The sequence below is a fragment of the Nonomuraea sp. NPDC050451 genome (assembly GCF_044458585.1).
This window is the reverse complement of the sequence record NZ_JBITHZ010000073.1, coordinates 13,480-27,758: the sequence shown is the minus strand read 5'-3', so window position 1 is coordinate 27,758 and position 14,279 is coordinate 13,480. Positions and strand designations below refer to the sequence as shown.

Here is a 14,279-nt window from a genome sequence, read left to right as displayed (position 1 = left end):
CGGTGAGGTCTCCACGTGCCATGCCGTTGGCCTACCAGGATCCAGGCCAAGGCGCAGGCGAATCCCCCTGATCTCAACTCCGTACAGGCCCTAGGCGTCCGCCGTGGTGAACGAGGACATCCGGGTCGAATGACTTCGTGTATCGGCATCCTCTGCCTGTCGTGCTGACGCCCGGCGGGAGTTGAGTATGCCCTACTCATGCGGTGCCGCCGGTGATCCCTGACGCTGTTGACCATGACAAAACTCGTGGCACTGTTCCTAATGTTCTGGGGTCCTCTGTACCACCCGACGTACCTCGCCTCGATGTCCGGGACGTACGAGAACGGCGTGGTCGACGGGGAGATCTGGGCATACGTCGGCCAGTGCGCCAGGGCCTTCATCGAGACCAGCTACCAGCCTGCGGGCGCCGGATATTACATCAAGCGGTGGTCATACTCGGAGCCTGCCTGCTCGCCGACGGCGTTGGAGACTACGACACCGTTCCAGATGTACCTTGACGGGCCGGTCGAGGAGATCACCCACATCGGCGCCTCCGTCTGTCGGTGGACGGCATGGGAGTCCATGACCTGCGGCCCTACCCAGACCATCTTCGCTCGCTGACTTCGCTGACTGCGCTGGCCCCGTGCCCGCTGACCGCCTCTGCGCCGGGCTCTGCCGTACCCCATTTCTCGCCGACCTGGCCCACCACCGCCTGTGGCATCACCTCGGAGGGTTGCCCTGCCCCCAACCTTCCGGACTGCGGACCCCGAGTAGGGTTCGTCACGGAGGGGGAGCTCCGGTGGTTGCCGTAGGCGACCATGGCGACGGTATGCGGTATCGGGGTGGCCGTCATGACCCAGCGTGTGCGGCGACTTGTCGGTCTTGGCGCGCAGGGCGTTACTGCGATCGCGGCCGGCACGCACTACGCCAGCGAGAAGTACATCGGCCAGTTTCCGGCGATCCCTGCCTTCGACGGCATCGGCGCCCTCCCGGACGGCACGCTCGTCGGGTTCGGCAACATCCGCCTGCCCTACGGCGCGCTCGCCGAGAAGGCCGTGGTGCCCCAGGGCTCCTACGTGCCGATCCCCGACGGCATCGACCCGGCCGTGGTGACTGTGATGGCCTCGGCCATCACCGCAATGTCGATGAAAGCGGCCGCGGGGTTCGTTCCCGGGGAGACGGTGCTGGTGCAGGGTGCCACCGGGGTCGCCGGGCGGCTCGCGGTCAAGGTGGCCCGGCTGCTGGGCGCCGGCCGGATCGTCGCCACCGGCCGCGACGACAACCAATTGTGCGAGGTACAGGCCATCGGGGCCGACACGGTGATCAACACCGCGGTCTCCGACGAGGCTCTGGCGCAGGCGTACCTCGACGCCAGGGGAGACGGCTACGACGTCGTCGTGGACTACCTGTGGGGCAGGCCCAGCGAGATCCTGCTGCGCGCGCTGGTGCCGCGGTCGTTCGCGTTCGGCAAGCCGACCCGGGTGGTCCAGATCGGCGAGTCGGCCGGCACTGAGCTCGCCCTCGCCGGGTCGAGCCTGCGCACCTCCGGCGTGGAGATCTACGGCGCGGCCAAGGGCCTCGACCCGCAGACCATGGACGAGGTGTACCAGCAGATCGTGACGTGGACGCGGTCCGGCGAGCTCACCTTCGACATGGAGAAGGTCCCGCTGAGCGACATCGAGACCGCCTGGCAGCGAACCGACCTCAAAGGCAGGCGACTCGTCGTGACGCCATGACCGGTCCGCGCCCACGACACACCAGCGATGATCACGGGTCAGCGTTCCGTCGCCGTCCCACCCACGACGTCGACGGAACCGTCTCGAGCGGCGGTGCCCAGCCCAGCGGCCGCAGGCCCCGCTCCGGGGGTCCACAATCTGAGAACGGCGCGCCCCACCTCCGACCCGGGTCGACGCGCCGACGAGTCGCGGAAAGGCGGAGACCGATGAGTACGGCAGCTGACGTGGATTCCCTGCTACGGATGATGCCGCCACCGGAGGACGGCGGCACCGTAGTCGACTGGCCCCGGATGGCCGAGTCCTGGGGACGGCCGTTCCCGCCCGATTACCAGCGGTTCATGGAGGTGTACGGGGCCGGTGTCGTCCAGGACTTCCTGGTGATTCTGAGGCCGGAGCCGAAGGCGCCCACGACGCAGTTCGACGGGATGCTGGTGGAGACGGCGAACGCCGAGGACACCTGGCAGGACGTCTACAAGGCCCCCGAGCTCGAGGGCGCGTCCCCGCTGCTGATCACCTGGGGCGTCGCCGCCAGCGCCGACCTCATGTGCTGGGACGCCTCCAGCGACGACCCGGACGAGTGGCCCATCCTGGTGTTCAACCGGGGTGAGATCCAGTTCGACCGGTACAACTGCGGCATGGCGGCGTTCCTCACCGGGGTACTGCGGGAGGACTTCCCCAAGTGCCCGCTCAGCGATGTCACTTTGTGGGGGCGCGGCGAAGCGTCCTTCCGGAAGAGCCGCCAGTGAGCTCATCAGAACTTCTCAAACAACGCCCCAAGGGATCGCGGCCGCCGTGTGCAGACCGCCCGGTGTGGGTCGAGTGTGGCGGAGGTGGTCTTGAACAGGTACTCGGCGCGCGAGTAGGACAGCCGGCCGCGCCGCGTGGTGGGGTCGGTGTCGCCGTCCGCCGGCACTCTGGGCCCGGAGGTGGGAGCGCGCCGGTCGGTCAGGAACACCGACCCGCTCGTGCGGCCGGCCAGCAGCCGGGGCAGCAGCCGGGCCGTGGGGGTGGCCCAGTGCACGTACTGGATCGCGTCGCCGCGAAGGAGGTCGAGGTTTTCAACGTTGAGGGTGAGGATCTCCTCGGCGCGGGCGGCCGTCTCATACAGCAGCCGCCAGAGCACGGGTTCTCGCAGGGCGTGCCGATCGTCAGTGAACAGCGTCTCCAGCCGGGTGTGCGGGATGGAGCGGTCGCCGCGGCGGGCGCTCTTGCGGCGCTCCAGCCGCCGGGCCGGGGTTGGTGGCGAGGATCTCCTGGCGCTGGGCCCAGGTGGTGAAGGACGTGAGCGCGGACAGGTGCCGGTTCCATGTCGCGGCTGTGGCCGCCGTCCAGCGTTCCATCGCCGCGGCGTAGTGCTCGGGCTGGAGGGCGGCGGCCGGGAACTGGGTGCCGGTGACGGGGAGCAGGCGCTTGAGGGTTTCGGCGTAGCCGGCGCGGGTCGTGGCCGCGGTGAGGGAGTCGAGGAAGCGGTCGACTGGGGCCGGGTCGGGCTGGCTGGGGAACGCGACGACGGACAAGTCAAGCACCTCCTACGCCGATGTGACACATGACGTTACGGAGTCGCACCCGGCGCGGCGGATGCCGAGCTGGCCGGACACGATTACCTGTCACATATGCGCCGCGTCCGGATACCGTGCTCGGTAGGGGTTTCTCTGTCGGCTGCAGATGAAACTGTCGGTGTCCGCGTGTTGTTGTCGGTGTTCAGGTTGAGTTGTCGGGTTCCGCCTGCGGGTGTCGCCGGACGACACCCGCAAACCGCTCGGCGCCGACTGTCCGATCGACCTCGACGTGCTCGGTCCACCGTCTGATGTCAGGCTGAGTACGTTCGATTCGATCCTTTGTGCCTTGGAGGTTTGATGCGTGCAGGCGTCGTGGTCACCGCACACCCCGGTGTGGAGGACCTCGCCGTACAGGCCGAGGAGTTGGGCCTGCACAGTTTCTGGCTCAACGACACTCCGATGGTCCACGGCGACCCCTTCGTCGCCCTGGGACTGTGTGCGAAGGCCACCAGCCGCATCAGGCTCGGCATCGGCGTGACCTCACCGGCGCTGCGCTCGGCCCCGGCCGCCGCGAGTGGGTTCGCCAGCCTCAACGCCCTGGCGCCGGGCCGGATCATCTGCGGGATCGGCACCGGGAACACCGCCCGGCGCACGCTGGGCATGCGGCCGACCACGGCGGCCACGTTGGAGAGCTTCACCGCCGCACTGCAGGACCTGTGCGCCGGACGCACCATCGAGTACCGCGAGGGTGACCGGGTCCGCGACGTCCGGTTCCTGCACACCGGGGCGCACGTGAACACGGCCGACCCGATCGAGTTCGTCGTGGCCGCCCTGCTCGGGCCGAAGGCGGCCGCCGTCGCCGGCCGCCGCGGCACCGGCCTGATCTCCTTCGGCCTGCTGGACCCCACCGCCTGGCACGCACTGCACGACGCCCGCCGCCACGCGGCCCACGACACGCCACGCGACCCCGACTCCCGCACGGACTCCTACGTGGTCACCGCGCTGCACATACTCGACGAGGACGAGGACCCCCACGGCGATGCGGCCCGGGACGCGACCGGCCACCTCGTCCTGTCGCTGCTGGCCTTCGCCGCCGACACCGCCGCCGACGCGCACGCCTTCGCCGAGCAACTCGGCCCCGAGGAACGCGAGGCGGTGCGGCGACTGCTCGACCGGCGCGGCACGACCGCCACCGCACCCGACCGGCACACCAAGCTCTACCCCAACTACCTCGAACGCATCGCACCGGAGGACCGGGACCTGGTCCTGCCCTCGCTGATGAACACCCTGGCCCTGGTCGGCACCCGCGACGACCTCCGCGCCCGCATCGCCACCCTGGAACAGGCCGGCATCGACGAACTGCTCATCCAGCCGGTGATCGACCCACCCACCGAGATGGCCCAGCTCGCGAAACTCCTCACCTGAGATCCGGAAAGCACCTTCTCCACCCCGACCGGCAAGGCCCTCGCGACGAGCGTGTGGTGCGTCCTGGACGCGGCCGGATTCAAGGGCCAGGACAAGGAAGGCGAGCCGAGTCCACCTCGTCCGACCCGTGATCCCCGGCCGGAGCCAGCGGAGTCTGTCAACATGTCCTGATGAGCGTATCTCGATGCGATTTGCTGCGCTGGCAGTTCGACTTCACCTGGTCCTTGTTCGATTACCACCTGATAGGCCAGCTTCGCATGCTGCGAGCCGCGTTCTCGGAGCGAGTTCTTCTCGGCCCATGATCGAACTGATCAGCCAGCCGCCGGCTCGGCGATCATCTGGGTCAGCAGGCCGGTGCTCTCGTGCCGGACCGCATGCGGGCAGACCTTGTCGATGCCGGCAACTTTCGTGATGCACCCGTCGGCGGCCTGGGCCAGCGTGGCGAACTCCTTGCGGGCGATCGAGTGGGGGTTTGCGGCCTCGAAGGTGGTGGCGCGGTGCATGTCCTTCACCGAGGTCATCGCGGCTCGTGCGGCGGACATCGCGTCGCGGGCGCTGAACTCATCGCCGTGTCCGTGGCGTATGTGGCGGGTGGCAAAGACCCGGCGCCGGGCCGGGTCCGTCGACGGCATGAACCTTTCCAGGCGGTCGCCCCGATTGGCCGCGATCACCGGGACGACAAGGACGGCCCGCCGCAGCCGGTGACCGTCGTTGATCCCGACGCTGGCGGCGAGGTCGGTGTAGCTGACCTCGCGCCCCTGGTTGCTGCGCAGCCAGATCATCACGTCCGCGACGTCGTTCTCGGCCTGCGTCCAGCCCATCGCGTCACGTCGTGATGTCCGCCGTGGTGCCCGCTGCGGGCTCACAGCAGCTTGCCGTTCTCGTCCGGGAACTTCGCCGGCGCGGGGCCTTCAACACCGCGGGCAACCGCCTGTGCTTCTCCTCCCGGCGCGGCACCGGCGGCTTGTCCTCCGGAGGCATCACCTACCGCGTCACGGCCCGTTCCGGCCCCTGACCACGCAGCCACGTCGCCGCCTTTTCCCAAGGTCCTGGACCTGCGCCACCGGGAACGGGATGATTTTTCGGTGGACTTCCGGCAGCTGGAACGCTTTCTCGCAGTGGTCGACCACGGTGGGTTCCACCGCGCCGCGGAGGTGCTCTATGTCGCACAGCCCTCGTTGTCGCAGTCGATCAAGCAACTCGAACGCGAACTGGGCGAGGCCCTGTTCCACCGGGCCGGCCGGGGTGTGGTGCTGACGGAGGCGGGACGGGAGCTCGTCGGGCCCGCGCGGGCGGCCGTGCACGCGCTGGGCCTGGCGGTCGAGTCCGTCGGGGCGGTGCGCGGGCTGCGGTCTGGGCGGCTGGAGATCACGGCGATGCCGTCCCAGGCCATCGCCCCGCTCGCCGGGGTGATCTCCCGCTTCACCGCGTACTACCCCGGCGTCAGAGTGGTGGTCCGCGCCGGCGCCACCGCCGACCAGGTGGTGGAGGCCGTACGCACCGGCCGGACGGAGCTGGGCCTTTTGGCCGGTGTACGGCTCGCGGACCGGCCGGGCGTGGGGCTGCACCCGGTCGCCCGGCAGCGTTTCGTCGTCGTGGCCCCGGCGGCCGGGCCCTTCCGAACGGGTGCGCGGGTGGGGCCGGCCGACCTGTCCGGCCTGCGCGTGATCGCCGGCCAGACCGGCACCGGGATGCGCGCAGTCGTCGACGAGCTGATCGAATCCGGCGCCGGGCTGACGATCGCGGTGGAGACCGAGCATCGGGAGGCGATCCTGCCAATGGTGCTCGCGGGCAGCGGCATCGCCGTACTGACCGAGTCGTGGCGGGAGATCTCCGAGCGGTCGGGCGCCGTCGTCGCCGACCTCGATCCGCCCTTCCATCTCGAGGTCGCCTACGCCAGTCACGCGGACGGGCTCGGTCCCGCGGCGCGGGCGTTCCTGCAGCTGGCCACCGATAGGGAAGGACGATCGGTCGGATAGGAAGCAGATCTTGGACCGCGACGTGGCAGGGCTGCTGGAATCGAGGCCATGCAATCTCATCGCATCGCCGTGATCCCCGGCGACGGAATCGGCGTCGAGGTGTGCGGCGCCGCCCGCGCCGTGCTCGACGCCATCGGTCGCAGGCACGCCATCGACCTCACCTACGACGAGTTCGACTGGTCGTGCGCGCGTTACCTGGCCGAGGGCGCGATGATGCCCACCGGCGGCCTCAGCCAGATACGCCACCACGACGCGATCTTCCTGGGCGCGGTCGGCGCGCCCGGCGTGGCCGACCATGTGTCGCTGTGGGGGCTGCTGATCCCGATCCGCCGCGGTTTCCAGCAGTTCGTGAACCTGCGGCCGATCCGGGCGCTCGACGGGCGGCAGGACATCGACCTGGTGGTGGTACGCGAGAACTGCGAGGGCGAGTACAGCGAGATCGGCGGGCGCCTGTATCAGGGGACTTCGGCCGAGATGGCGGTGCAGGAGTCGGTGTTCACCAGGCCGGGGGTGACCCGCATCGTCGACTACGCCCTGGACTTGGCCGAGCGGCGCACAGGACGGCTCACCTCCGCGACGAAGTCGAATGGGATCATCCACACGATGCCGTTCTGGGATGAGATCGTCGCAGAACGGGTCGCCGAGCGCTCCGGCGTGAGCGTGCGCTCGGAGCATATCGACGCGCTGTGCGCCAAGCTGGTGCTCGATCCAGCCCAATTCGACGTGATCGTCGCGTCCAACCTGTTCGGCGACATCCTGTCCGACCTCGCCGCCGCCGTCGCGGGCAGCATCGGCCTCGCGCCCGCCGCGAACCTCGACCCGACGCGGGCGCATCCGTCGATGTTCGAGCCCGTCCATGGGTCGGCGCCGGACATCGCGGGCAGGGGGATCGCCAACCCGGTCGGCGCGATCAGGACGGCCGCGATGATGCTCGACCATCTGGGGCATTCCGAGGCCTCGGACAACATCATGGCGGCCCTGGAAAGCGTGTTCAGCGGGACCTCCGTGCGTACCCCCGACCTCGGCGGCACGGCCCGCACGGAAGACCTCACCCGCGCGATCATCGAAGCAATCTGAAGGAAAGCATGAGCGTCCCGCTGCCCAGCACGTTCCAAGCCCGCACCGTCGACGCGGACGGCGTCGCCATCCACACGGTCGTCGGGGGTGACGGGCCGCCCGTGCTGCTCCTCCACGGCTACCCGCAGACGCACCTGATCTGGCACGACGTCGCCCCGGCGCTGGCGTCCCGTCACACGGTCGTGCTGACCGACCTTCGCGGGTACGGCGACAGCGCCAAGCCGGAGCCGGTCACCGACGACGTCTACTCCAAGCGGGCGATGGCCCGTGACCAGATCGGTGTGATGCGGGAGCTGGGGTTCGACCGCTTCGCCGTGGTCGGCCACGACAGAGGAGCGAGGGTGGGCCACCGGATGGCCCTCGACCACCCCGGCGCCGTCGCGGCCCTCGCCGTCCTGGACATCGTGCCGACCCGGCACACGTTCGCGCACGCCGACGCCGCGTTCGGCCTCGGCTACTACCACTGGTTCTTCCTCGCCGCCGGAAACGGCATCCCCGAGCGTCTGATCGGCAACGATCCCGAGTTCTGGATCCGCAGCCGGATGACGGCACGGCACTCCGGCGGCGCCGCCTATGACGAGGCCGCGGTCCGCGAGTATGTCCGCTGCTTCTCCGGCTCCGCCGCCATCGCCGCGTCGTGCGCTGACTATCGGGCGGCGGCCGGCGTCGATCTGGAGCATGATGAGGCCGACGCGGCGGCGGGCCGGCGGGTGCGCTGCCCGGTGCTGGCGCTGTGGGGCGAGCACAGCTTCGTCGGCCGCAACTATGACGTCCTGAAGGTCTGGCGCGAATACGCCGACCACGTCAGCGGTACGGCGCTGCCCAGCGACCATTACCTGCCGGAGGAAGCCCCGGCCCTCGTAACCGCGGAGCTGCGGGCGTTCCTGGCCAGGACCTGAGACCGGGGCCTGGCCCTGGCCAGGACCTGAGACCGGGGCCTGGCCCTGGCCAGGACCTGAGACCACCGGGGCCTGGCCAGGGGCCCCTCAGGACCAGCGTTCCCCGCGCAGCGCCTTGCGGGCCAGCTCCAGCTCCAGCTCGATCTTGCCCACCACCCCCTCGTTGCCGACGGGTCCGTGCCCGCCCTCGAAGAAGCGCAGCAGCACGTCACCGCCGGCTGCGCGCAGCCGCCGCGCGTACGCCTCGGCCTGCCGGGCCGGTGTGCGGGTGTCGTGACGCCCCTGATTGATCAGCACGGGCGCCCGCACGTCCTCGACGTAGGTCATGGGTGAGCTCAGCCGGAACCGCTCCTCCGCGAGCTCGGGCCGGCCGCCCAGGAACCCGCGCCAGGCCGCCTGCAGGGCGGGGTGCATGTCCTCGTAGGCGAGCTTCCAGTCGGCAAGTGCGATGAAGGCGAACCCGCCCGCGAACAGGTCCGGGAGCCGGCCGAGCGAGAGCAGCGTCAGGAAGCCGCCGTAGGAGGAACCGGTCATGAACACGGCCGAAGGGTCGGCGATGCCCTCGTCGACCAGCCACCGCCAGGCCGCCTCGACGTCCTCCAACTCGCGGTCACCGACGGCTCCCCAGAACCCTTCGCGGAACGTCCTGCCGAAGGTGACGGAACCCCGGTAGTTCAGCGACGCGTAGGCGAAGCCTTCGGCCAGCCACGCCTGCGCGGCGGGATGGTATCCGCCCACGTCGGCGAGGTTCGGGCCGCCGTGCACCCGCAGGATCAGCGGCAACGGCCCGCTCGCGCCCTCCGGCGCCGCGACCCACAGCTGCAGCGCGGTCCCGTCCTTGGAGGCGACGGTGACCGAACGCAGCGGGATCCCCGACACGACGTTCTGCGGGGCGAGGACGTTGCGCGGCTCGCTCTCGCCGCGGTCCAGGGCGAGCACCTCGAAGGGCAGGTCGGCGCGCTGGCGCAGCAGCCGGATCTGACCATCGGGCCCGTAATGTGAGCTCCACTGGTTGATCACCGCGCACGCCACCTCAGGGAAGAAGTAGGCGCCGTCAGGATGGGACACGCGCAGCAGCCGACCGGCCTGGAGGTCGTATTCGTACACGCGGTGGATGCCGCCGTCGACGTGGACGAGCAGTAGCCGGGCGCCGTCGTCGGACCAGTCGAGCGGGACGAGTTCACCCGTCAGCTCGGGTGCCTCGATGTCGGTCCGCGCACCGGTGAGGGGGTTCCACACGGCGGGCCGCGCGAACCCGGTGCGTTCCGTGCTCAGCAGCAGCCGGGGGTCCCCCGCGACCGGCGAGAACCGGACCCCGCGCACGGGTGCGAGCGGCCCGTCCGAGATCGACGCCAGCACCGCGCCGTCGGAGGTGTCGAGCACCGTGACGGCGAAGCGGCGGATGCCGGGGTTGTGGTCCGTGGTGTCGATGCTCGTCAGCGCTCCGTCAGCGGAGACCAGGCTGTTCCAGGCCTCGTTCCTGCTGCGGTACAGCCGGTGGGCGCCTGCGCCGGTCAGGTGGTAGAGCGTGAATCCCTCGTCGGTGACCGTCGCGATGACGACCGCCGAGCCGTCGCGTGCGACGTCGATGCCGCGAAGCGTGTAAGAGGGCAGCTCGGGTGTGAGGTCGACGGGTTCGCCGTCGACCGGGTAGGACCATAGATGGCCGACCTCGCCGCCGTCCTCGTCGTGCAGCACCAGTACGGACCGTCCGTCCGCGGCGGGCAGCGGGGTCGCGACGTGTGGCGGCAGGTTCGGCACCCGCAGGGTCTCGCCGGTGGCCGGATTCCAGACGGACACCTCGGCGTCGCTGAGGCCCGCCGCGTAGATCATTTCGAGGTTGAGGTCGCCGGGACAAGGACGGATGTCCTGGATGATCGGAGTGTTGAAGCGGTCGCGCCAAGCGTCAGAGGACATTGATCAACTCCGGTTTGTGACAGGCGACGCCGTGGCCCCGCGCGTCGGTGACGAGCGGGGGGACCTCGGCGGCGCAGATCGAGCTTGCCTTCGGGCAGAGGGTCCGGAAGCGGCAGCCCGACGGTGGGTCGGTCGGGCTCGGGACGTCGCCGGTCAGGATGATCCGGCGGCGGGCGCGCTCGGCCCGCGGGTCGGGGATCGGCACCGCCGACAGCAGTGCCTGGGTGTAGGGGTGGCGGGGACGCTGGTAGAGCTCGTCCGGCGGTCCTTGCTCGACGATCCGGCCGAGATACATGACGGCCACCTCGTCGCTGGCATGCCGTACCACCGACAGGTCGTGCGCGATCAGGAGGTAGGTCAGCCCGAGCTGCTCCTGGAGGTCCTCCAGGAGGTTGATGACGCCGGCCTGGATACTGACGTCCAGCGCGCTGACCGGCTCGTCCAGCACGATCACGTCGGGCTCGACGGCGAGCGCGCGGGCGATGCCGACGCGCTGGCGCTGCCCTCCGGAGAACTCGTGCGGGAACCGTCCGGCGTGCCGTGGGTCGAGTCCGACAAGATCCAGCAGTTCGGGGACGCGCCCGGTATCGAGGCCGTGGGTCTCGAGCGCCTCGGTGAGGATCGCCCGGACGGTCATGCGGGGGTTGAGCGAGGCGTACGGATCCTGGAAGACCATCTGGATGCGCCGCCGAGACTGACGCAACTGGGCGGACGGCAGCGCCGTGAAGTCGGTGCCGTCGAGAAGCACCTGGCCCGAGGTCGGTTCGACGAGCCGTACCAGGCACGCGGCCAGCGTGGACTTCCCGCAGCCGCTCTCCCCGACGAGCCCGAGCGTCTTGCCCCGCTCGATCCGCAGCGACACCCCGGAGACGGCCTGCACGGTGCCGGACCGGCGGCGGAACACCCCATTGTGTACCGGATAGGTCTTGACGAGGTCCGTGACCTGCAGCGCCGTCATCGCGGCCGTACCTCCTCCAGCTCAGCCGTACGCAGGCAGGACGCCGTGTGTCCATCGCCGATCCGGACCGGCGCCGGGACCGTCGTGTCACACAGACCGGCGCGGGCGTGCTCGCAGCGCGGATGGAACGGGCAGCCCGGCGCCCGCGAGGGCTGGCCCGGGATCTGGTGGAGCCGTTCGCCGTGGCGGGCGTCGAGCCGGGGGAGCGAGGCCAGCAAACCCCTGGTGTAGGGGTGGGCGGGCGCGTAGAAGATCGGTCCGACGGCGGCCTCCTCGGCCTTCGTGCCCGCGTACATCACCAGCACCCGGTCGGCGACGCCGGCCACCACGCCCAGGTCGTGGGTGATCAGCATGAGCGCGGTCGCCGTACGCTGCTGGATCCGTCTGATCACGTCAAGGATCTGCGCCTGCACGGTCACGTCGAGGGCGGTCGTCGGCTCGTCGGCGATGAGCAGATCCGGTTCGTTGGCGATGCTCATCGCGATCATGATGCGCTGCCGCATGCCGCCGGACAGCTCGTGCGGGTACTGGTTCGCGCGCTTGGCGGGCGAGGGGATGCCGACCAGGTCGAGGAGCTCGACGACCCGCTCACGCAGGGCGGGGCGGGTGACCGAGCGGTCGTGCACGCTGATGGCCTCGGCGATCTGCGCGCCGACGGTGTGCACCGGCGTGAGCGCGGTCAGCGCGTCCTGGAAGATCATCGCGATGCGGCTGCCCCGCAGCGTGCGGAGTTCGGACTCGGAGCGGCCCAAGAGCTCCTCGCCGCGGAACCGGATCGACCCCGTGACCCGGGCGCGGCGGGGGAGGATCCCGAGCACCGCCATCGACGTGACGCTCTTGCCCGAGCCCGACTCGCCGACGATTCCGAGCGTCTCGCCGGGCGCGACGGAGAACGAGAGCCCTGTGACGGCCGCGACCGTGCCGCTGTCCGTGGGGAGTTGGACGGTGAGGTCGTCGACCTCCAGCAGGGCGTTCACAGGCGTGCTCCCTTCGGGTCGAAGGCGTCCCTGAGGCCGTCGCCGAGGAAGTTGATGGCCAGAGCCGTCAGGAGGATGAACAGGCCGGGGAAGTACAGCAGGTAGACCTTGCCGGTGCCGATCAGCCCGGACGCCTGGCTCAGCAGGTTGCCCCAACTGGACTCCGGAGGTTGCACGCCGTACCCCAGGAAGGAGAGCGTCGATTCGACGATCACCGCGCTCGCCGCGCCGAGCGAGGTGCTCACGGCGATGACGCCGGTGAGGCTGGGCAGGATGTGCCGCACGATGATGCGCGGCCTGGTCACGCCCAGCACCGTCGCCGCGGCGATGTACTCCTTCTCCCGCAGTGACAGCACCTGGCCGCGCACGACCCTGGCCACGGTGGTCCAGCCGATGGCCGCCAGCACCGGGACGATCACGACCGGGGAACGGCCGGCGCCCTGGAGCACGACCGCCAGGACCACGATCGCGGGCAGGACGATGAACAGGTCCGTGATCCGCATGATGATCTCGTCTGCCCAGCCGCCGAAGAAGCCCGCCACGGCGCCCAGCGCGGTGCCCGCGACGGTCGCGAGCACGGCGACGGACAGGCCGATCGCCAGCGAGATCCGCCCGGCGTAGAGGAGCTCGGTGAGGTAGTCGCGGCCCAGTTCGTCGGTGCCGAACCAGTGCGCCGCCGACGGTGGCATGGGCCCGAGCGCCAGGTTCTGGGCGCCGCGCTCGTAGGGGGCGATCAGGTCCGCCCCGAAGCAGCCGAGCAGCAGGAGCACGAGCACCGTGAGCCCGGCCACGGCCGGACGGTGGCGCAGGAACCGCCGGCGGGCCAGCTGCCACGGGGTGCGTTCTGACGAGGACGCCGCGGTCATCGGAGTCTCACTCTCGGATCGAGTACGGCGTAGGCGAGGTCGGCGAGCAGGTTGAACAGGATCACGATCACCGCGATCACCAGCGTCCACGGCACGAGGACGAACACGTCGCCCGCGAGCAGGGAGTCGAGGAACAACCGGCCCATGCCCTGGATGGCGAAGATCTGCTCGGTGACGACGAGCCCGCCGAACAGCAGGCCGGCGTCCACGGCGGTGACGCTGACGAAGGGGCCGAGCGCCGTGCGCAGGGCGTGCCGCGTGACGATCCGGCTCTTCGGCACTCCCTTGGCCCGCGCGGTCCGCACGTACTCGCTGGTGAGGGCGTCGAGCATCGTCGCCCGGGTGAACCTGCTCCAGCTCGCCACCAGGCCCACGGTCAGCGTCAGCACGGGCAGCACGAGATGGCGCGCGTAGTCGAGCGGGCCGCCGCCGTCCGGGGAGTGCAGGCCCACGAAGTAGAGCGGGGGATCGGTCAGGCCGAGCAGTTCCTGCGGCCAGGCCGCGAGGATCTGGATGAGGATCAGCCCGAGCCAGAACGGCGGCATCGCGACGCCGAGGTAGGACAGCCCGGTGAAGGCCAGGTCGCCTGCGGAGTACTGCCGGACCGCCGAGTAGACGCCGACGGCCAGCGCGATCACCGCGGCGACGAGCACACCCCAGACGATCAGCTGCAGGGTGGTGCCGAGCGCGGGCAGGATCAGGCCGTGGACTGGGCCCGCCGTACGCGAGCTGACTCCCCAGTCGCCGGTGACGAACTGCGTGAGCCACCGCCAGTACTGCACGGGGATCGACTGGTCGAGGCCGAGGCGCTCCGCCGCGCGGGCGAGCGCGCCGGGGTCGCGCCCGCCGCGCAGCTTGGCCAGCGGGTCGAAAGCGATCCTGACCGCCCAGAAGAGCAGGAAGGAGGCGATGAGTACGACGGGGACCGAGTAGAGCAGCCGCCGTGCGAGGTAGGCGAACATCGGCG

16 protein-coding genes are annotated in these 14,279 nt (G+C 70.3%); 8 read left to right on the top strand and 8 right to left on the bottom strand.

The features are described 5' to 3' along the window. Positions 1-234: 234 nt before the first annotated feature. The 3 genes from ACIBI9_RS66355 (at position 235) to ACIBI9_RS66345 (ending at position 2,461) form a co-directional block, all read left to right on the top strand. Positions 235-600 (top strand): hypothetical protein, encoded by a 366-nt coding sequence (locus ACIBI9_RS66355; RefSeq protein ID WP_397239139.1) that lies wholly within the window; start codon positions 235-237, stop codon positions 598-600. A gap of 230 nt (positions 601-830) precedes the next feature. Continuing rightward, positions 831-1,715 carry a zinc-binding dehydrogenase gene (locus tag ACIBI9_RS66350; RefSeq protein WP_397239137.1) on the top strand — a complete coding sequence of 295 codons (885 nt, stop codon included), beginning with the start codon at positions 831-833 and terminating at the stop codon, positions 1,713-1,715. 206 nt (positions 1,716-1,921) lie between these two features. Continuing rightward, positions 1,922-2,461, top strand: a complete 540-nt coding sequence (locus tag ACIBI9_RS66345) for a hypothetical protein (protein ID WP_397239135.1) — start codon at positions 1,922-1,924, stop codon at positions 2,459-2,461. A 5-nt stretch (positions 2,462-2,466) separates the two neighbouring features. On the opposite strand, the gene ACIBI9_RS66340 is transcribed toward ACIBI9_RS66345, so the two are convergent. Both ACIBI9_RS66340 and ACIBI9_RS66335 read right to left on the bottom strand, forming a co-directional pair. After that, the gene (locus tag ACIBI9_RS66340; RefSeq protein ID WP_397239133.1) at positions 2,467-2,838 is read right to left on the bottom strand and encodes a hypothetical protein; all 372 of its coding nucleotides are present in this window, start codon (positions 2,836-2,838) and stop codon (positions 2,467-2,469) included. 25 nt (positions 2,839-2,863) lie between these two features. After that, positions 2,864-3,232 (bottom strand): hypothetical protein, encoded by a 369-nt coding sequence (locus ACIBI9_RS66335; protein WP_397239131.1) that lies wholly within the window; start codon positions 3,230-3,232, stop codon positions 2,864-2,866. A gap of 339 nt (positions 3,233-3,571) precedes the next feature. Between ACIBI9_RS66335 and ACIBI9_RS66330 the strand changes: the two genes are divergently transcribed. Beyond that, complete coding sequence (locus tag ACIBI9_RS66330) at positions 3,572-4,639, top strand: LLM class flavin-dependent oxidoreductase (RefSeq protein WP_397239129.1); 1,068 nt, start codon at positions 3,572-3,574, stop codon at positions 4,637-4,639. Between the two features lie 311 nt (positions 4,640-4,950). On the opposite strand, the gene ACIBI9_RS66325 is transcribed toward ACIBI9_RS66330, so the two are convergent. Beyond that, entirely contained in the window at positions 4,951-5,460 is a 510-nt protein-coding gene (locus ACIBI9_RS66325; protein ID WP_397239127.1) for a hypothetical protein, read from the bottom strand. 11 nt (positions 5,461-5,471) lie between these two features. Here ACIBI9_RS66325 and ACIBI9_RS66320 point away from each other — a divergent pair, with 11 nt between their 5' ends. The 4 genes from ACIBI9_RS66320 to ACIBI9_RS66305 all read left to right on the top strand — a co-directional run bounded on the left by ACIBI9_RS66320 (position 5,472) and on the right by ACIBI9_RS66305 (position 8,594). Beyond that, positions 5,472-5,654, top strand: coding sequence for a hypothetical protein (locus tag ACIBI9_RS66320; RefSeq protein ID WP_397239125.1), 183 nt, complete (start codon positions 5,472-5,474; stop codon positions 5,652-5,654). A 70-nt stretch (positions 5,655-5,724) separates the two neighbouring features. Beyond that, complete coding sequence (locus ACIBI9_RS66315; RefSeq protein ID WP_397239123.1) at positions 5,725-6,618, top strand: LysR family transcriptional regulator; 894 nt, start codon at positions 5,725-5,727, stop codon at positions 6,616-6,618. A gap of 48 nt (positions 6,619-6,666) precedes the next feature. Further along, positions 6,667-7,695 (top strand): tartrate dehydrogenase, encoded by a 1,029-nt coding sequence (locus ACIBI9_RS66310; protein WP_397239121.1) that lies wholly within the window; start codon positions 6,667-6,669, stop codon positions 7,693-7,695. Between the two features lie 8 nt (positions 7,696-7,703). Next, a complete protein-coding gene (locus ACIBI9_RS66305) occupies positions 7,704-8,594 on the top strand; it encodes an alpha/beta fold hydrolase (RefSeq protein ID WP_397239119.1) in 891 nt (296 codons plus the stop codon). 87 nt (positions 8,595-8,681) lie between these two features. On the opposite strand, the gene ACIBI9_RS66300 is transcribed toward ACIBI9_RS66305, so the two are convergent. Genes ACIBI9_RS66300 through ACIBI9_RS66280 form a run of 5 tightly spaced genes read right to left on the bottom strand, consistent with a single transcriptional unit; the run spans position 8,682 to position 14,274 of the window. Then, a complete protein-coding gene (locus tag ACIBI9_RS66300) occupies positions 8,682-10,511 on the bottom strand; it encodes a S9 family peptidase (RefSeq protein ID WP_397239117.1) in 1,830 nt (609 codons plus the stop codon). Next, entirely contained in the window at positions 10,501-11,469 is a 969-nt protein-coding gene (locus tag ACIBI9_RS66295) for an ABC transporter ATP-binding protein (RefSeq protein WP_397239115.1), read from the bottom strand. The genes ACIBI9_RS66300 and ACIBI9_RS66295 overlap by 11 nt, the downstream gene beginning before the upstream one ends. Then, positions 11,466-12,446 carry an ABC transporter ATP-binding protein gene (locus tag ACIBI9_RS66290; RefSeq protein WP_397239113.1) on the bottom strand — a complete coding sequence of 327 codons (981 nt, stop codon included), beginning with the start codon at positions 12,444-12,446 and terminating at the stop codon, positions 11,466-11,468. The genes ACIBI9_RS66295 and ACIBI9_RS66290 overlap by 4 nt, the downstream gene beginning before the upstream one ends. After that, complete coding sequence (locus ACIBI9_RS66285) at positions 12,443-13,312, bottom strand: ABC transporter permease (RefSeq protein ID WP_397239111.1); 870 nt, start codon at positions 13,310-13,312, stop codon at positions 12,443-12,445. The genes ACIBI9_RS66290 and ACIBI9_RS66285 overlap by 4 nt, the downstream gene beginning before the upstream one ends. Next, the gene (locus ACIBI9_RS66280; protein WP_397239109.1) at positions 13,309-14,274 is read right to left on the bottom strand and encodes an ABC transporter permease; all 966 of its coding nucleotides are present in this window, start codon (positions 14,272-14,274) and stop codon (positions 13,309-13,311) included. The genes ACIBI9_RS66285 and ACIBI9_RS66280 overlap by 4 nt, the downstream gene beginning before the upstream one ends. Between the last annotated feature and the right edge of the window lie 5 nt (positions 14,275-14,279).